At 66.1% G+C, this 17461-nt stretch carries 12 protein-coding genes; 9 read left to right on the forward strand and 3 right to left on the reverse strand.

Going from position 1 to position 17461, the window contains the following annotated elements; all coding sequences use genetic code 11:
- Positions 1 to 217 precede the first annotated feature (217 nt).
- The 3 genes from AX735_RS00480 to AX735_RS00490 all read left to right on the forward strand — a co-directional run bounded on the left by AX735_RS00480 (position 218) and on the right by AX735_RS00490 (position 4134).
- Positions 218 to 2065 carry an amidohydrolase gene (locus tag AX735_RS00480; protein WP_066274151.1) on the forward strand — a complete coding sequence of 616 codons (1848 nt, stop codon included), beginning with the start codon at positions 218 to 220 and terminating at the stop codon, positions 2063 to 2065.
- A 75-nt stretch (positions 2066 to 2140) separates the two neighbouring features.
- Complete coding sequence (locus AX735_RS00485; protein WP_137775428.1) at positions 2141 to 2848, forward strand: YoaK family protein; 708 nt, start codon at positions 2141 to 2143, stop codon at positions 2846 to 2848.
- Positions 2845 to 4134: an alginate export family protein gene (locus AX735_RS00490; protein ID WP_066274153.1), complete on the forward strand. Its 1290-nt coding sequence runs from the start codon at positions 2845 to 2847 to the stop codon at positions 4132 to 4134. The genes AX735_RS00485 and AX735_RS00490 overlap by 4 nt, the downstream gene beginning before the upstream one ends.
- A gap of 29 nt (positions 4135 to 4163) precedes the next feature.
- Here the strand turns inward: AX735_RS00490 and AX735_RS00495 are convergent, their stop codons facing one another.
- Positions 4164 to 4583, reverse strand: a complete 420-nt coding sequence (locus tag AX735_RS00495; RefSeq protein WP_066274157.1) for a hypothetical protein — start codon at positions 4581 to 4583, stop codon at positions 4164 to 4166.
- 241 nt (positions 4584 to 4824) lie between these two features.
- Here AX735_RS00495 and AX735_RS00500 point away from each other — a divergent pair, with 241 nt between their 5' ends.
- The 6 genes from AX735_RS00500 (at position 4825) to AX735_RS00525 (ending at position 13742) form a co-directional block, all read left to right on the forward strand.
- Complete coding sequence (locus AX735_RS00500) at positions 4825 to 5388, forward strand: RNA polymerase sigma factor (RefSeq protein ID WP_066274161.1); 564 nt, start codon at positions 4825 to 4827, stop codon at positions 5386 to 5388.
- 36 nt (positions 5389 to 5424) lie between these two features.
- The gene (locus tag AX735_RS00505) at positions 5425 to 6381 is read left to right on the forward strand and encodes a FecR family protein (RefSeq protein ID WP_171007731.1); all 957 of its coding nucleotides are present in this window, start codon (positions 5425 to 5427) and stop codon (positions 6379 to 6381) included.
- Positions 6368 to 8791, forward strand: coding sequence for a TonB-dependent receptor domain-containing protein (locus AX735_RS00510; RefSeq protein ID WP_066274164.1), 2424 nt, complete (start codon positions 6368 to 6370; stop codon positions 8789 to 8791). The genes AX735_RS00505 and AX735_RS00510 overlap by 14 nt, the downstream gene beginning before the upstream one ends.
- 117 nt (positions 8792 to 8908) lie before the next feature.
- Positions 8909 to 12133 carry an autotransporter outer membrane beta-barrel domain-containing protein gene (locus AX735_RS00515; protein WP_066274165.1) on the forward strand — a complete coding sequence of 1075 codons (3225 nt, stop codon included), beginning with the start codon at positions 8909 to 8911 and terminating at the stop codon, positions 12131 to 12133.
- Positions 12134 to 12309: 176 nt separating this feature from the next.
- Positions 12310 to 13212, forward strand: coding sequence for a 3-keto-5-aminohexanoate cleavage protein (locus tag AX735_RS00520; protein WP_066274166.1), 903 nt, complete (start codon positions 12310 to 12312; stop codon positions 13210 to 13212).
- 185 nt (positions 13213 to 13397) lie between these two features.
- A complete protein-coding gene (locus AX735_RS00525; protein WP_066274167.1) occupies positions 13398 to 13742 on the forward strand; it encodes a hypothetical protein in 345 nt (114 codons plus the stop codon).
- A gap of 21 nt (positions 13743 to 13763) precedes the next feature.
- Here the strand turns inward: AX735_RS00525 and AX735_RS00530 are convergent, their stop codons facing one another.
- Positions 13764 to 16004, reverse strand: a complete 2241-nt coding sequence (locus tag AX735_RS00530) for a TonB-dependent receptor (protein WP_066274169.1) — start codon at positions 16002 to 16004, stop codon at positions 13764 to 13766.
- Positions 16005 to 16171: 167 nt separating this feature from the next.
- Positions 16172 to 17314: an acyl-CoA dehydrogenase family protein gene (locus AX735_RS00535; protein WP_066274170.1), complete on the reverse strand. Its 1143-nt coding sequence runs from the start codon at positions 17312 to 17314 to the stop codon at positions 16172 to 16174.
- Positions 17315 to 17461: the final 147 nt, after the last annotated feature.

A 17461-nucleotide genomic window follows, 5' to 3' on the forward strand; every position in this document is an offset into this window, starting at 1 on the left:
AGGCGGTGCCGCTGGCGAGACAGGCGCTCAAGGGGCAGGAGGTCATCGCCTTCTGGAAGGCGAATTGCGCTGCCCGCGTCACCGGGGTGCCACCCACAACGGACGACCCGTCATGACCGCGACACGCCGTGAGACGCTGACCGGAGCGCTCGCCGCGTCCGCCCTGTCGCTGCTTCCGGGCACCGCCGCTGCCCGATCGACCAGAAGGCCAGATGCCATGCCTGACGACCTGATCATCGTGAATGCGCTCGTGGCGACGCTCGACCGCGACAATCCGCGAGCCGAGGCCGTGGCAATCCGCGACGGACGCTTTCTGGCGGTCGGGTCCGAGGCGGAGATCCGCGCCGCCGCACCCGAGGCCAGGGTGATCGATGCGGGCGGGCGGCGGCTTATCCCCGGACTTATCGACAGCCATATGCACATCATCCGCGGCGGGCTGAACTACAATATGGAGCTGCGCTGGGACGGCGTGCCGACGCTTGCCGATGCGATGGCGATGCTCAAGCGCCAGGTCGATCGCACCCCTGCACCGCAATGGGTTCGCGTCGTCGGCGGCTTTACCGAGCACCAGTTCGCCGAAAAGCGCCTGCCGACGCTCGACGAGATCAACGCCATCGCCCCCGACACCCCAGTGTTCATCCTGCACCTCTACGACCGCGCGCTGCTCAACGCGGCGGCCTTGCGTGTGGTAGGCTATGGCAAGGACACGCCCGACCCGCCCGGCGGCGAGATCGCGCGCGACTCACGTGGCAACCCCACCGGCCTGCTGCTTGCCCAGCCCAATGCGACGATCCTCTATTCGACCCTGGCCAAGGGTCCCAAGCTGCCCGAGGACTATCAGATCAACTCGACGCGCCATTTCATGCGCGAGGTCAATTCGCTCGGCGTAACCAGCGTGATCGACGCGGGCGGCGGCTTCCAGAACTATCCCGACGATTATCGCGTGATCGAGAAGCTGCACGACGAAGGCCAGCTCACCGTGCGGATCAGCTACAACCTGTTCACGCAAAAGCCGAAAGAGGAGCTGGCCGACTTTTCCGGATGGGTGAAACAGGTCAAGCCTGGCCAGGGCGACGACAGCTATCGTCACAATGGCGCCGGCGAGATGCTCGTCTATTCGGCCGCCGATTTCGAGGATTTCCGCGTCGCGCGGCCCGACATGCCGCCATCCATGGAGGGCGATCTGGAGCCGGTGATCCGGTTGCTCGCCGAACATCGCTGGCCGTGGCGGCTGCACGCGACCTATGACGAGACGATCGGGCGCGCGCTTTCCGTGTTCGAGAAGGTCAATCGCGACATTCCGCTGGCCGGCATCCCGTGGTTCTTCGACCATGCCGAGACGATCAGCGAGCGCAATATCGACCGGATCGCGGCGCTGGGCGGCGGCATCGCGGTGCAGCACCGCATGGCCTTTCAGGGCGAGTATTTCGTCGAACGTTATGGCGCTGCCGCCGCCGAGCGCACCCCGCCGATCGCGCGGATGATCGCGGCGGGCATCCCCGTCGGCGCGGGCACCGATGCGACGCGCGTCGCGAGCTACAACCCCTGGGTGTCGCTGTCCTGGCTGGTGACCGGGCGCACCGTGGGCGGGCTGGCGCTCTATCCCGATGCCAACCGCGTCGCCCGAGAAAAGGCGCTGGCGATGTGGACGCATGAAAACACCTGGTTTTCGAGCGAGACCGGCAAGAAGGGGCAGATCAAGCGCGGCCAGCTCGCCGATTGCGCCCTGCTCTCGGCGGACTATTTCACCGTGCCGGAGCCCGAGATCGCGCATATCCGATCGGTACTGACGCTGCTCGGCGGCGCGGTGGTGCATGGCGAGGGCGGTTTTGCGCCGCTGGCGCCCGACCTTCCCCCGGCCATGCCCGACTGGTCGCCGGTCCGAGTGTTCGGCGGCCATTATCGTTCCCCCGCCGAGAAGGCTGCACTGGCAAGCGCGTGCGGCTGCGCATCCTCGTGCCAGATCCACGGGCATGATCATGCAGCCGCCTTGGGCGCGGATATTCCCGCGAGCGACGTGCAGACCTTCTGGGGCACGCTCGGCTGCGGCTGCTGGGCGGTCTGAGCGATGCGCGCCCCGACGCCATCGCCAGATGCCTGACCAGCATCGATCCGACATATCAGGCGAGAGCGCGATGCCATGAACCAGTCCCTGCCCCTGCAAACGCCGTCGCCGCTGGTCCGGCTGCTGCTGGTCCTGTCGGCCACCACCGGAATGGTCGATGCTGCGAGCATTCTGGGGATGGACAAGGTCTTCACCGCCAACATGACGGGCAATGTCGTCTTTGCCGGTTTTGCCGCAGTCGGGGCGCAGGGCTTTCATGCCCCTTATTACATCGTCGCGCTGGCTGCGTTCATGGCAGGCGCGGCGATCGCCGGGCGTATCTGGCGGATGGGTGCCAAGGGCCGGCTGAGCCGCTGGCTGGTGATCGCTGCCATGGTCGAAAGCACGATGCTGGTCCTGGCAGGCGGACTTGCCCTGCTGTTCGAGCGAAACATCGCCACCACGCCCGCCACGCTTTCGGTGCTGATCGCACTGACCGCCGGAGCGATGGGGTTCCGCAACGCGGTGGTGCGCCAGCTCAAGGTCCCCGACCTGTCGACCACGGTGCTGACGCTGACCATCACCGGCCTCGCATCGGATTCGCGGCTGGCTGCTGGCGACGGCGCGAACCAGCGGACACGGCTGGCGGCGGTTGCGATGATCTTTGCCGGAGCCGTGCTGGGCGCGGTTGTGGTGCTGCACGGGGGTCTTGGCCCCGCCCTGTTGCTTGCAGGCGGTATCGTCCTGGGCAGCACGCTGGTCTTCGCCCGCCACCCGCAAATGGCCGAGCTCGACCGGGGATGAGCCGCAGCCGCTTGCCGTGGCGGGTCGCGACGGCGCTGGTGGCCTGGATGGCGGCACCCGGACCCTTGCCTGCCCTCGCGCAGGATGGGCCGGAAGCGGTTTCGACCAGCGTCACCGGCGAGGCGCGGCTGCGCCATGAGGCCTATGCCCGTCCCGAATGGGGCAACGCGCCCGATGACGGCTATCTGTGGTTGCGCGTCATCCCCATGGTCAAGGCCGAGGCAGGACCGGTGGGCGTCGTCGTGCAGCCGATCCTCGCCTATGCTAGAGGTGTCGCGGGAGGCGCGGGGCCGGTCGATCGTACCGGCATCGATCTGGCGCAGGCCTATGCCGATCTGACCCTGCCGCTGGACGACCGGACGCGTTTCGGCGTGCGGGGCGGTCGCGCCCTGATCGCGCTGGGGTCCGAGCGCCTGGTCGGCAAGCGCTATGGCCCCAACGTTCCCCAGCCCTTCGACGGCCTGCAGGTGAACCTCGCGCGCGGAGCCGCGCGGCTCGACCTCCTTCATGTCTGGGCGACCGAGATCGGGCCAGGCGATTTCGATGATGGCTCGGTGCGCCGCCGCCGGTTGCGCAGCGCCTATCTGACGATGGAGCCCGCACCGAACGTGCATTTCGACTTCTACTGGATCGGCTATGCCGACAGGGCCGCGCGCTTCGGCGGCATCGGCGGACGCGAGGAGCGCGACACCTTCGGGCTCAGGCTGTTCGGCCAGCGTGGAAGGCTGGCATGGAACTGGGAAACGATGATCCAGCGCGGCCACTTCGCCGGCCAGGGCGTCCGCGCCTGGTCGCAGGCCACCGAAACCTCGGTCCGCTTTCCGCAAACCCCGCTCTCCCCGCAGCTCCGACTGCGCGCCAATATCGCCAGCGGCGATCGCTCACCGACCGACCGCCGTCTGGGATCGTTCAACGCGATGTTTCCCAAGGGCCGCTATTTCGGCGAACTTACCCCGCTTGGCCCGCGCAATATCGTCAACGTCAATCCCGGTATCGTCCTAGATCCCGGTAGCGGTGTTCAGGTCGAGATCAACCTTGCCGCGTTCTGGCGCGCATCGCGCTTCGACGGGATTTACGATCTGTCTGGCCGCGAACTGCGTGAGCCCGGGACGGCGCGCGCCCGGCATATCGGCAACCTGGCCGAAATCGGCCTTTCCGTCGAACTCCCGCGCGGGCTGTCTCTTGCCGCTTCGGCGGGAGCGTTCACGGCTGGCCACTTCATCGAACAGACCGGAAGCTCCGGCACCATCTGGATGGCCGGAGCCGAAATGACCTGGCGGTTCTGAGCCGCACGAACACTTGTCCTTTCGTACAGCTATTGGCGCTGGCCGAGCCTACCGTCATAGCGCTCGAACTTGCCCAGCCCGACAAAGCGCACGCTTGCCCCGGTCAGCCCATCGAGCAGGTAGACGATATCCCCCGCGCACAGCATCGAACCGCTTGTGCGGACATGCAGGATCTGCCCCTCCTTCAGCATATCGGCGTCGCCGCGAACGCGGTTGATGAACTGGCGGCGGCTGGAGATCTGGTAGACAATACCCGTGCCGGCGATGATCCGGGTCGCGCGCACCTGCGCGAGCGCGAGGCATTCGGCTGTCGCGGGAAGGCTGACCGGCTGATCCTCGGGCACGGGCGGCACGAATATCAGGTCTGCGCTGGGGACGAGGTCCGCGCCTGTCTGTCCAGGCATCACGGCCTGAAGTGCAGCAGCGATCAGGATCAGCACGCGCGACAACAGAGCACTCCAACCTCCCACCCCAGCAGGGAAATGCACCTTGAGGGAACGGCTAGCACAACGCTTCCCTCAAGGTGCACCAGGTCCAGGGGGCATTTGGACCGCGTCAAGCCAGCCGGGGGTTATGGCCGCTTGCAGGGGGAAGACGTCACCCACCGCGCGATCCCGCATCGATTTTCCATTCGCCGAATAAAAATGGCATCTCGCTTACGGTTTGGTATCGGGCGTGACGTCTGCCAGCATGTGCGCCACCCCAAATGTCAGCCTAGCCTTGCCTGAATCCGGAACATCGTCGCCCTCGCAGGGTCTCCAAGCTTTGCTGCTGGCAGAGCGGGAGGGCTTTCTGCGCTTTTTGCGAGCGCGCGGCGCGGGCGATGCCGCCGAGGACATCTTCCAGGATACCTGGCTGCGGCTGGCGGCAGCGCAGACCAGCCCGATCGCCGAGCCGCGCAACTATCTGTTTCGCGCGCTCAACAATGTGATGCACGATCGCTATCGCTCGGCGCAGCGTGCGCGCAGGCGCGACGGCGAATGGATCGAGAGCAACAGCAGCAATGCCGAAGCCTCGGACGCGCCGCTGCCCGACCGCGCGCTCGCGGCGCGACAGGCGCTGGCACAGGCAGAGGCGGTGCTGCGCGCCGAGGGCGAGCGGGTGCTCGACATCTTCCGCCTGTTCCGCATCGAGGGCCTGGGCCAGCGCGCGATTGCCGAGCATCTCGGGCTCAGCCTCAGCACGGTCGAGAAGGATCTGCAAAAGGCCTATCGCGCGCTGATCCGCCTGAAGGAGACGCACGATGCGGAATGAGCCCGGCGGCGACGTCCATGTCCCAGGATGGTCAGCATGACAGACACGAACGAACATATCCGCCAGGAAGCGCTCGAATGGGCATTGGCCTCGCAGGAGGCCGATTTTGCCGGCTGGGATGCGCTGACCGCTTGGCTCGAGGCCGATGCGCGGCACAACCAGGCCTATGATGCCGCGATGGCCGCCGGGAGCTGGATGGCCGATCTGGTCGCGGCTGTCCCTGCCCTGCCGCAACCTGCGAACGACGAGCAACCCCTGCCGCCAGCCAACGCGCGGAGCTGGCGGCGCGGTTTTCTGGCGCTGGCGGCCGCGATCGTCGCGATCCTGCTGATCCCGCTCTGGCAGATGCGACCGCAGCCCTACAGCGTCATCACCCCGAACGGCCAGACGAGGACGATCGCGCTCGAGGATGGCAGCCGCATCCTCGTCAACGGCGGCACCCGCCTCATGCTCGACCGGAACGAGCCGCGTTTCGCCAGGCTGGAACGCGGCGAGGCGATGTTCATCGTCCGGCACGATGAATCCGATCCGTTCGTCGTCGAGGCGGGTGATGTGCGTCTGGTCGATGCAGGCACCGCCTTCAACGTGGTGCGCAGTGGCGCCGGGCTGGACGTCGCGGTGTCGGAAGGCGCAGTGATCGTCAACCCGGATGGCGAGAATGTCCGGCTGAACCCCGGGCGGCGTGCCCAGATCGATGGCGCGAGCGGGCGCATCCTCGTGTCGGACATCGCGGGCAGCCATATAGGCGGTTGGCGATCGGGCCAGATCGCCTTTGCCGATGCTCCGCTGGGCGAGGTGGCGCAGGCCATCGAACGCACATTGGGCGCGAACGTGACCGTCTCGCCCGACCTTGCGGGAGCACGGTTCAGCGGCATCCTGCAGGTTGCCGGGCGAACGCCCGATGCCCTGCCGCAGATCGCCCCGGTATTGGGCGCACGTGCGGTGCGACGCGGACAGGGTTGGGAATTGGTGAGCATCGATGCACAGCCGTGACGGCCCGCTAAAGGCCCGGTATCTGCTGCCCGCATTGTGCGTGCTGGCGGCACCGGTCGAGGCACATGCTGAAGCCCGGGCGCAGATCGATATCGCCGCCGGACGGCTCGACAGCGCGATTGTCGCGCTGGGGCGCCAGGCAGGGATCAGCATCGGCCTTACCGATCGACAGCTCGGCGCGCAGCGGGTGCGGAGGCTGCGCGGGGTGATGTCCGCCGAGGAAGCGCTGCGGCGGCTGCTCGACGACAGCAACGCGCGTGCGGTGCGACTTTCGGCGCGCGACTGGCGGATCGTGCGCGCCGCCCCCTCGGCGCGCGCGAGCGGAACCCCGCTGCGCCTGGCCGTCGCTGCGCCTGCCGACCTGTCGCCGCCCATCGCAGAGATCGTGGTCACGGGCGTGCGAGCGGCTGCCGAAATCAGCGCCGCGCGCGAGCAAGGCCTGATCGCGCTGGACGGCCAGTTCGCGATCGACGCGCACAATCGCGGGTCCGATGCGCTCGCCGAGCGCGTGCCGGGGCTCGGATCGACGCAGCTCGGACCGGGGCGCAACCGGCTGTTCCTGCGCGCGATTGCCGATACCAGCTTCAACGGCCCCACCCAGGCGGTGGTCGGCCAGTATCTCGGCACCGCGCGGCTGAACTACAACGCGCCCGATCCCGATCTCCGATTGATCGACCTCAATCTCATCGAGATCCGCCAGGGACCGCAGGGCACGCTCTACGGCGCAGGAACGCTGGGCGGGGTCATCCGGCTGCTGCCCAACATGCCCGACAGCCAGAACTGGGAGGCGGCGCAGTCCGGCTCGGTTGCCGCGACCTGGCATGGCGAACCCTCGTTCGATGCAAGCGCGATGCTCAACGTTCCGGTGATCGAGGGCAAGCTCGGCCTGCGCGCGGTGGTCTATGCCGGGCGCGACGGAGGTTATATCGACGACCGGCTCCGGCAGAAGAACGACATCAACCGGGTGCACACCACCGGCGGACGGATCATCGCCCGGCTGGAGCCCGGCGACGGCTGGACGATCGATCTGGTGGGCGCAGCGCAGGACATTGACGGGCGCGACAGCCAATATGCCGACCGGTTGGGCGACCGCCTGGATCGCGCAAGCCCGTTTGCCCAGCCCTTTCGCAACCGCTTCCGGCTGGGCCAGGCGTCGATCGGCAAAGCCTGGGACACGTTCGAGCTGCTCACCACGACCACGATCACCGGGCTGGATCTCGACGAGACGTTCGATGCAAGCGAGCCGGGCCAGGCCCCCAGCCTGTTCCGCCAGCGGGGGGAAACCCGGCTGATCGCCAACGAGACCCGGCTTTCGGGGATGACCGATGGCGGGCTCACCTGGCTGGTCGGCGGCCAGCTGCTCGGCAACCGCTACCGCATCCGCCGCGCGCGGGGAGAGCTCGCGCGCGTCTCGACGATTTCGGGGATCGAGAACCGGGTCGAGGAGGCAACCGGCTTTGCCGATCTCGCCCTGCCCCTGACCGGGCGGCTGGTTCTGATGGCGGGCGGACGGCTGACCCATGCGCGGCTTTCGGGCGAGGCGCTCGAACAGCCGCTGACGCTCGAGGCCTTCCGCTTAGCGCGCAGCCGCAGCCAGACCGCGTTCCTGCCGAGCGCGGGGCTGCGCTATCGCTTTTCCGACGCGCTGTCGGGCCATGTCCGCTATCAGGAGGGCTTCCGTCCCGGCGGCATCAGCGTGCGCGACGATATGATCCGGCGCTTCCTGCCCGACAATGTCTCGGCGATCGAGGCCGGGCTGGCGCTGAACAGCGGCAATTTCAGCGCCGATGCGACCTTCGCGCACACCCGCTGGCGAAACATCCAGGCCGATCTGATCGACAGCGACGGATTGCCGACGACCGAGAATATCGGCAACGGGCGCATTATCACGCTCGACGCCAATATGGCATGGCAGCCATTGCCTGGCTTCACCATCGAGGCATCGGGCGTGTGGGCCGACAGCCGCCTGACCCAGCCCTCGGCGCGCATCTTCCTTGTGACCGCCCAGCGTGGCAGCGCCGTCGGCACGGCCGTGCCCGAGGGTGCCGTTATTGTCGACAGCGACGACCTGCCCAATGTCGCGCGCCTCTCGGGGCGATTGGGCGCGAGCTGGAAGACCGAGACCCGGGCAGGCGAGACGCTCACCCTGGGCGGATCGCTGCGCTATGTCGGCAGCTCGCGGCTGGGCATCGGCCCTGTCCTGGGCGTGCGCCAGGGCGATGTGCTCGACACCAGCCTTTCAGCGGAGCTGGCGTGGCAAGGGCGCTCGTTCTGGATCCGCGCGTCGAACCTGCTCGACAGCCGCGGCAACCGCTTTGCCATGGGATCGCCGTTCACACTCGCGCAGGGCGATCAGATCACGCCCTTGCGGCCACGCACCATCGCCATCGGCGCCGATTTCTCGTTCTGAAATCCGGATGCTTACAAATATTGCTACTGACTGACATTTGCATTGCGGGTTTCGCGTCCCGGCATCGTCTGAGGGAGAGAACACACTCCCCGCTTCCGAAACGCTGAAAGGACGATCATGCGCCTCTTGCTGGCCTGCACCTGTTTGACTCCCGTTGCCCTGCTCCTCCCTCTGCAAGGCGCCCTTGCCGAGACCACGGTCACCACCGCGCGCACCACCCCGATCGCCACCGGCAGCGCCAACAATGGTGGCGCGGACAGCATCAAGATTACTTCTGCCGGGTCGATCAAGCCGACATCGGGCGTCGCGGTGACGATTAATTCCAACCATGCGGTGATCAACGAAGGCACCATCCAGCTGACCGATGCCAACAATGCGGCGGGCATCATCGCCAATGCCGGGGTGACCGCCAATATCACCAACAGCGGCACGATCACGCTCGACGAGACCTACAAGGCCACCGACAGCGACAAGGACGGCGATCTCGACGGGCCGCTGGCGCAGGGGCAGAACCGCTTCGGCATCCGCACGCTCGGCGCACTCACCGGATCGGTGGTCAACACCGGCAGCATCACCGTGGGAGGCAATGCGAGCGCAGGCATCAGCCTGGAAGGACCGCTCACTGGATCGCTGACGCACAGCGGCGCAATCACGGTGGTGGGCGACAACAGCACCGGCATCCGCGCCGGCGCGGTCACCGGCAATGTCGCGCTGACGGGCGGCGTATCGGCAACGGGAGCCAATGCGGTCGCGATCGATCTTGCCGGTCCGATCGGAGGCGCGCTCACCATCCAGGGGGCGGTGACCGCCACCGGCTATCGCAGCACCACGGCGCCTGCCGATACCAGCAAGCTCGATGCCGACGATCTGCTCCAGGGCGGCCCGGCGCTGCGCATCGCGGGATCGGTCGCAGGCGGCATCCTGTTCGACGTTCCGCCCAAGGACCTGAAGCCCGACGACAAGGACGAGGACAAGGATGGCGTCGAGGATGCGAAGGAGGGCAGCGCGAGCGTGATCTCCTATGGGTCCGCGCCTGCCGTCCGGATCGGATCAGCGACGCAGGAAGTCGCCATCGGCGCGGTCGCGGGCACTGCCGCAGCGGGCCATGGCATCGTCAACAACGGACGGATCGAGGGCAATGGCGTCTACAAGGACGTCGCTGCGACCGGCATGGCGATCGGCGGACTGGGCCAGAAGACCATGATCGCGGGCGGCATCCTCAACAACGGCACGATCGCGGCCAAGTCTAATGGCGGCAATGCCACCGCGCTGCATATCGGTGCGCAGGCGAGCGTTCCCGCGCTGCAGAACAGCGGCACGATCGAGGCGACCGGCGGCTCTGCCGCGACCACCCAGGCGCGCGCGCTGGTCATCGAGAGCACCGGATCGATGGCGCGGCTGACCAATAGCGGCCGCATCGCCGCCACCGCCGCCACCGACGGCGCGGCAGCGGCGATCATCGATCTGTCGGGCACGCTGGCGACACTCGACAATAGCGGCACGATTGCCGCGACCGCCGCCAAGCCCGGCGAAGGCAAGGCGGTGGCCATCGACCTTTCGGCAAATGCCAGCGGCGTGACCATCCGGCAGACGGCGGCGAGCGCGGGTGCCAAGCCGTCAATCACCGGCGACATTCGCCTTGGGGCGGGCAGTGATCTGATCGATATTTCCGCAGGCACCGTCACCGGCGCGATGCGCTTCGGCAATGGCAACAACCGGCTGCTCGCCAGCGGCGACGCCGCGCTGGCCGGCAATGCGACGTTCGGCAGCGGCGGGGACACCGTCCAGCTTGCGGGCAAGGCGAGCCTGGTCGGCGCGCTCGATCTGGGCGGAGGCGCGGACACGCTCTCGCTCGGCGGCACTTCGCTGTTCCGTGGCACGCTGGCCAATGCCAGCCAGGCCGCGGTCACGATCGCAGGCGGCACGCTGCAGCTGACCGCGCCCACCACTGTGTCGCTGGCGTCGCTGGCGGTGAGCGACAAGGGCACGCTGGGCGTATCAATCGACGGCAAGACCGGCACCGCAACGCGCATCGTGGTGGCGGGCAGCGCGACCATTGCCACAGGATCGAAGCTCGCGGTCACCCTTACCAGCATCGGCAAGTCGGCGGGCACGTACCAGATTCTCAGCGCAGGCCAGCTGACCGGCAGCGGCAATCTGACGAGCGCCGATGTCGTGCTTCCCTATCTGTTCACCTCGACGGTGACCGGCAGCGACACGGCAGGTACCGTGAGCATCGCGATCAAGCCCAAGGCGGCCAGCGAGCTTGCCTTCACGCGGTCGCAGGCGCGCGCCTATGATGCGGTGTTCAAGGCGGTCGACAGCGACGCCGATGTCGCTGCGAGCCTGCTTGCCACCACCACCGCAGAGCAGGCGCGGGCGGTGATGCAGCAGATGCTGCCCGACCATGCCGGCGGCACCTTCGCGACGGTAACCCAGGGCTCGCGCGCCACCGCGCGCTTCCTCACCGATCCGGCTGCTGCCTATAGCGATCAGGGCAATTGGGGCTTCTGGCTGCAGCAGACCGTCTGGGGCAGCGACAAGGACCGCGGCCAGACCGCATCGTTCGACACCTCAGGCTGGGGTGCGACCGGCGGGGCAGAACTCAAGGCGGGCGATTTCGGCGCCATCGGCCTGTCGATCGCCTATCTCAACGGGCGAAACGACAACAAGCAGACCGGCGGCGAAATCCGCGCGAACCAGTATGAGCTCGCGGCACATTGGCGCGGGCAATGGGGCCCGGTGCGCGCTTTCGTGCGCGGGTCGGCCGCCAAGATTGACTTCGGCGGAACGCGCCGCTTCGCGCAGATGCTGAATGGCAAGCTGGTCGAGCGCAGCGCCGAGGGCGATTGGTCGGGCGATCTCTACAGCGCGTCGGCTGGGCTCGGCTATGAGGCACGCATCGGCAAGCGCCTGATCCTGCGGCCAACGGCGGTGATCGACTATCACAAGCTGGACGAGAATGGCTATGCGGAGACCGGCGGCGGCAATGCGTTCAACCTGATCGTGGACAAGCGCAGCAGCGACGAGCTAGCAGTCAACGGCACGCTGGTGGCGGGATATGAGTTCGGTAGCCTGCGACCTGACGATGTCTGGATCCGTGCCGAGATCGAAGGCGGTCGCCGCCAGATCATCGGCGGTTCGCTCGGCGAGACCACCGCCCGCTTCAAGGACGGTGCGGCCTTCACGCTGCTGCCCGACGCGCGGAGCGATGGCTGGATCGGCTGGCTGCGGCTGGTCGGCGGGCAGCAGGGCTTTGCGCTCGCCGGGGAAGTCGGCGCCGAAGAGCAGTTCGGCAATCTCGCGCTCAACGCCCGCGTTTCGCTCAGGATCGGTTTCTGACCGCGCTGTTCGACCCCGGCCTCCATGCACGCCGGGCCGGGGCCGAACCGTTTCGACAGCACGACAGGCTTGGCGCGATGCATCAGCGATGAAAACTCAATTGACTCCTGGCATATTTATTTTACCATTCGTCAAACATCCTTCGCGATGGGAAACAGAGAGGATCATTGCCGGTCATGAGCCAAGCCGTCGTTGTCACCTGCGCCATCACTGGCTCGCACCAGGATTACCACAAGCACCCTGATTATCCGATCACCCCGGCGCAGATTGCGCGCGATTGCATCGCGGCATCGAAGGCGGGCGCAGCGGTCGCGCATGTCCACGCGCGCGATCCCGAAACCGGCTGGCCGTCAATGGATACCGGACTGTATCGAGAGATCATCGACCGGGTGCGCAGCGCGGACTGCGACATCATCCTCAACCTGACGGCGGGCGAAGGCGCGGTGTTCGAACCGCGCCCGGACGACCCCAATCGCAATACCGACCGCGGCAATCTCGCTTCGCCTGCCGCACGCGTGGCGCATATCGAGGCGTTGCAGCCCGAAATCTGCACGATCGATGTTGCCACGATGAACTTCGGCGAATTCGCCTTCATCAACATGGCTCGCGACCTTCGCGTGATGGCCGATCGGATGATCGCGGCGGGGACCCAGCCCGAGATCGAAGTGTTCGATATCGGCCATGTCGTGCTTGCCAATCGCCTGATCGAAGAGGGCCATCTGCGCGCGCCGTTCCTGTTCCAGCTGTGCCTTGGCATTGCCTATGGCGCGCCTGCGACGCCGCAGGCCATGGCGCTGATGGCATCGATGCTGCCCGAAGGCGCGGTGTGGAGCGCGTTCGGCGTCGGCCCCAAGGAGTTCGACATCGTGGCCAATGCGGTGACGATGGGCGGAAATGTCCGGGTCGGTCTGGAAGACAACATGTATCTGTCGCGCGGCCGGTTCGCGACCAATGCCGAGCTGGTCGACCGCGCGGTGAACATCGTCGGCATGCTCAACCGCAATGTCGCCACGGCCGACCAGGCGCGCGAGATCATGGGCATCAATGCGCGGCGTGGAGGATTGGCGAACGCGGCCTGAAGTCGCCCATAAGCGCATTCGGGGCGACTATGCGTTGTGCTTCCCGGCCGACGGCGAGCTCAGGATCGCCGTCACGTAGCGCGGGAGCGGGGACGCGCGCATTTCGCGCATCATCCTTACCGCAACTTGACCACCCGCCCCTGGGCCTTGCATCATTTGGCGCATCCCGCCGAGAAAGGCATGAAATGCCCCTGCGCTTGAGTATCAATGCCGTCACCAGCGCCGAGCGTCAGCGCGTGATCGACGCGATCGCCGCTGCCGTCAGCGAACTCGGCGGCTGGATCGATGACGTGCACCTATTCTCGAATATCTCGGTGGCAATTCGCAGCTTCCTGCCGCCGGACCGGGTCCAGCCATTTGGCGAGCGACTGGCGGTGCTGGGGCTGAAACTGTCCGACTCCGCCCAGCGCGACCTCTCCGCATTCGCCGCCGCGCCGGGCTCGGCTGAGGAGGTGCTCTGTACCGTCCAGATCACCTTCTTCCACAGCGAGCCCGATCTCAGGCGGCCGGTTCCCAGCGTCCCGGGCTGAGCGCGGCTATCGCGCCAGCGCTCAGTAGCGGACGCTGAACTCGATCCCATAGGTGCGCGGCGCGGCATAAAAGGCTCCGGCGATGCCGTTGGGGCCTTCGTTGACCGTTTCGAAATAGGCCTTGTCCCCCAGATTGCGGCCATAGAGCGCCAGGCTCCACGCGCCTTCGTCCGGCGCAATCGTGAGGCGCGCATTCCATAGCGAGAAGGCGCGCTGCGCGGTGAGATCGCGTTCGAACTCGCTGAAGAACATCTTGCTGCGGTGCACGAACTCCACCCTGGGCGTTACGGTGACGGTGCCGACCTCAGCCGCATATTGCGCAGCGAGATTGATCGTGTGCCTTGGCGAACGCGGCAGCGTGTTGCCATCGAGCACGATCGTCGGCGGCGCGAGTGCGTTCTGGAAGCTGTCAGTATTGGTGAACCGGTCATAGGTCGCGTCGAGATAGGCATAGGAAGCACTCAGCTCCAGCGCGGGAACCGGCTGCGCCAGCAGCTCGGCCTCGAACCCCTTGACCGTCGCCGCAGCCGCATTCTGGAACCCGGCGGAAAGGCCGCCATTGCCGGTCGAGATCACGCCGAAGGCCTGCAGGTCGGTATAGTCGTAGTAGAAGCCGACCAGGTTGAACTGGGCGCGATTGTCGAAGGCACGCGCCTTCAGCCCCGCTTCATAGGCCCAGATGAACTCGGGTCGCACCGGTCTCTGGCCGAAGGTCAGGTTGGAGTTGCCGGGCTTGAAGCCGCGCGTGACCGATGCATAGATCATCGTGCGATCGGCCAGGTCATATTCAAGCGCCAGCTTGGGAGTGAAGGCATCCCAGCTGTTGTCGACCGTGGCGATGCCACCGATCGGTATCACGCCCAATATCCCGCCGATATCGAACAGCGAGCTGTCATCCAGCCCCTGCCCTTCCTTTTCGTCCCGCGTGTAGCGTGCGCCTGCGACGACGCGGAATCGGTCGGTCAGCGAATAGGTCGCCTGGCCGAACACCGCATAGGACGTGCTGCGGATGTCCTGAGTGAGCGTCTGGCGGAACTGGATGGGGCCGGTCGAAAAGCCGGGGAACAGCTGGAAACTTTCTGCGGTGATCGTCCGCAGGTCGTAATTGCCGATGGCGTGCTCGCGATAATAATAGGCCCCGACCACCCATTTGAGCCGCCCCTGATCGTCGCTGAGCAGCTGGATTTCCTGGCTGAACTGGTTGGCGGTCTCGTTCGTCCGCGTGAACGAGCGCGGATCGCTCGAAGCACTGAGCGAGTTGAGCGCGCGCCAGCTGTTCTCGCGATAGCCGGTGATCGTGCGTAGCGTCAGCTCGCCGATGGGAATTTCCATGTTGTACGTGAGCCCCCAGGATTCTCGGTCGGAGCGATTGGGCACGCCTTGTGCCACCCGGTCGGGATCGGTGGTGAAGATGGTGCCGGGAGGCGCACTGGGCGAGACCGACCTTGCCCCCAGGAAATTCTGCGGCAGCTGCCCTGCTGAGGTGAAGGTCTGGTAATCGGCGATCAGGCGCAGCACCAGATCGGAGCCATCGGGCTGATATTGCAGCGTCCCGCGAATGCCGTTCAGCTCCTCGCCCGGAATGTGCGGTCCGTTCGCGACGATGTTTCGGCGATAGGGATCGTGCTTGTCGACGATTCCGGCGACGCGCGCGGAAAAGCCGCCGCCCAGCCCGCCGCTGGCAAAGGCCTCGAGCTTGATGCGGTCGTAATTGCCATAGCCCATGATAGCGCCGACCGAGAGATCCTGGGTCGGCCTGGCCGAATTGATGTTGATGGCGCCACCGGTGGCATTGCGTCCGTAAAGCGTGCCCTGCGGACCGCGCAGAACCTCGACGCTTTCAAGGTCGTAATAGGCCTGCACCGCCGAGGCGCGGCCGATATAGACCGAATCGATATTGGTCGCGACGCCCGATTCCACCGCGGATCCGGGCTGTGATGTTCCCACCCCGCGCAAGGTGGTGAAGGCAGCGCCGTTCTGGCTGAACACCAGCCCCGGCGCATAAAATTGCAGATCGGCCACCGTCGCGATGCCGCTGCGCGCCAGATCCTCGGCATCGATCTTGGTGACGGCGAGCGAGACCTTCTGCGAATCCTCGGCGCGGCGATTGGCGGTCACCACGATTTCCTTGAGGCCGCCATCACCGGCTTCCTGACTATCGCGCGGCGCCGGCTCCTGCGCCTGGGCCTGGGCCTGCCCCGACGTCGCCAGCGCGACCAGACACGCCCCTGCCAGCCAATATGCTGCCTTGGAAATCCGCATAGCCCTCTCCCCTCACATTGCATGCGCCGCTTGCTGCACCGCTGCGTTTTGCGAAGGTCTAACGGGTTATCGCCCCATCGGTCAATACTACTTGACGCTTGGCAAGCAAATTATTTTGCCCATCAGGCAGCAGCAAATCCGGCGGCCAGACGGCGCTCTAACGCTTGCTAGAGCGAGCGGGCGATCATCAGTTTCATGATCTCGTTGGTGCCGCCGTAGATTTTCTGGATGCGGCTGTCGCGGTACATCCGGGCGATCGGATATTCGAGCATATAGCCATAGCCGCCATGCAGTTGCAGGCATTCGTCGACGATGCGGCACTGCGCCTCGCTCACCCAGTATTTCGCCATGGACGCGGTCGCGGCATCGAGCCGGCCCTGCAGATGCCGCACGATGCAATGCTCGACAAACACCTTGGCAACGGTTGCCTCGGTCTTGCATTCGGCAAGCTTGAACTGGGTGTTCTGGAACTCGCCGATCGGTTTGCCGAACGCGGTTCGATCACGGGTATAGGCGATGGTTTCCTTAAGCGCGCGGTCGATCGTCCCCAAGCCCTGGATGGCGATCAGCAGACGCTCCTGCGGCAGCTTGTCCATCAGTTGATAGAAGCCCTGCCCCTCGCGTTCGCCCAGCAGATTGGCGGCAGGCACGGCGACTTTGTCGAAGAACAGCTCGGACGTATCGGCCGCTTCGAGCCCCAGCTTGTCGAGATTGCGACCGCGCCGGAAGCCCTCGACCCGGTCTGTTTCCACCACCAGCAGCGAGATGCCCCCTGCCCTTGCGCCCGGATCCGTCTTGCAGACCACGACGATCAGATTGGCGGTCTGCCCGCTGCTGATGAAAGTCTTCTGGCCGTTGAGAATGTAATGGTCGCCTTGTCGGATCGCGGTGGTCGCGATGGCTTGCAGGTCCGATCCCGCGCCCGGCTCGGTCATCGCGATCGCGGTCAGCAGGTCGCCCGAAACCAGCCCGGGCAGCCATCGCCGTTTCTGTTCGGCGGTCGCGTAATCGATCAGATAGGGCGCCACCATGGCATTGTGCAGCGGCAGCGCAAAGGCATCGAGTCCGTGGAGATAGATCTCATAGGCCAGCAGCGCCTCGTAGCGAAAATCGGCACCCAGCCCGCCATGGTCCGGATCGACCGACAGGCCAAGCAGGCCAGCCTCTGCCGCGGCCCTCCAGAAGCTGCGGGGGATCAACCCCGCCTCGCGCCACTCTTCCATTGCGGCCGATGAAGCATGGCGCGCCAGGAACCGGCGGACCGTTGCCCGCATCTGTTCGAGTTCGCCATCCAGCTCCGAAAAATCCATACCGCCTCCCGCCTGTCGGACAGATTGACGATCTTATGAATCTTTTTACCCTGCGTCAAATATTGGCGATCGCATGGAAATCATCGTCAATACCGATCACCAAGTCCCTTGCTTGCCGGTAATTTTCATTGCTCGCCTGCCGCGAAC

This window comes from Blastomonas sp. CCH1-A6 (genome assembly GCF_001556365.1).
GTDB lineage: Bacteria > Pseudomonadota > Alphaproteobacteria > Sphingomonadales > Sphingomonadaceae > Blastomonas > Blastomonas ursincola.

What these genes read in the sequence shown, in the direction of transcription:
- AX735_RS00500 (WP_066274161.1), top strand. Translation starts at nt 4,825, where the DNA reads ATGTGCGCCACCCCAAATGTCAGCCTAGCCTTGCCTGAATCCGGAACA.
- AX735_RS00525 (WP_066274167.1), top strand. Translation starts at nt 13,398, where the DNA reads ATGCCCCTGCGCTTGAGTATCAATGCCGTCACCAGCGCCGAGCGTCAG.
- AX735_RS00490 (WP_066274153.1), top strand. Translation starts at nt 2,845, where the DNA reads ATGAGCCGCAGCCGCTTGCCGTGGCGGGTCGCGACGGCGCTGGTGGCC.
- AX735_RS00505 (WP_171007731.1), top strand. Translation starts at nt 5,425, where the DNA reads ATGACAGACACGAACGAACATATCCGCCAGGAAGCGCTCGAATGGGCA.
- AX735_RS00520 (WP_066274166.1), top strand. Translation starts at nt 12,310, where the DNA reads ATGAGCCAAGCCGTCGTTGTCACCTGCGCCATCACTGGCTCGCACCAG.
- AX735_RS00480 (WP_066274151.1), top strand. Translation starts at nt 218, where the DNA reads ATGCCTGACGACCTGATCATCGTGAATGCGCTCGTGGCGACGCTCGAC.
- AX735_RS00510 (WP_066274164.1), top strand. Translation starts at nt 6,368, where the DNA reads ATGCACAGCCGTGACGGCCCGCTAAAGGCCCGGTATCTGCTGCCCGCA.
- AX735_RS00530 (WP_066274169.1), bottom strand. Translation starts at nt 16,004, where the DNA reads ATGCGGATTTCCAAGGCAGCATATTGGCTGGCAGGGGCGTGTCTGGTC.
- AX735_RS00515 (WP_066274165.1), top strand. Translation starts at nt 8,909, where the DNA reads ATGCGCCTCTTGCTGGCCTGCACCTGTTTGACTCCCGTTGCCCTGCTC.
- AX735_RS00535 (WP_066274170.1), bottom strand. Translation starts at nt 17,314, where the DNA reads ATGGATTTTTCGGAGCTGGATGGCGAACTCGAACAGATGCGGGCAACG.
- AX735_RS00485 (WP_137775428.1), top strand. Translation starts at nt 2,141, where the DNA reads ATGAACCAGTCCCTGCCCCTGCAAACGCCGTCGCCGCTGGTCCGGCTG.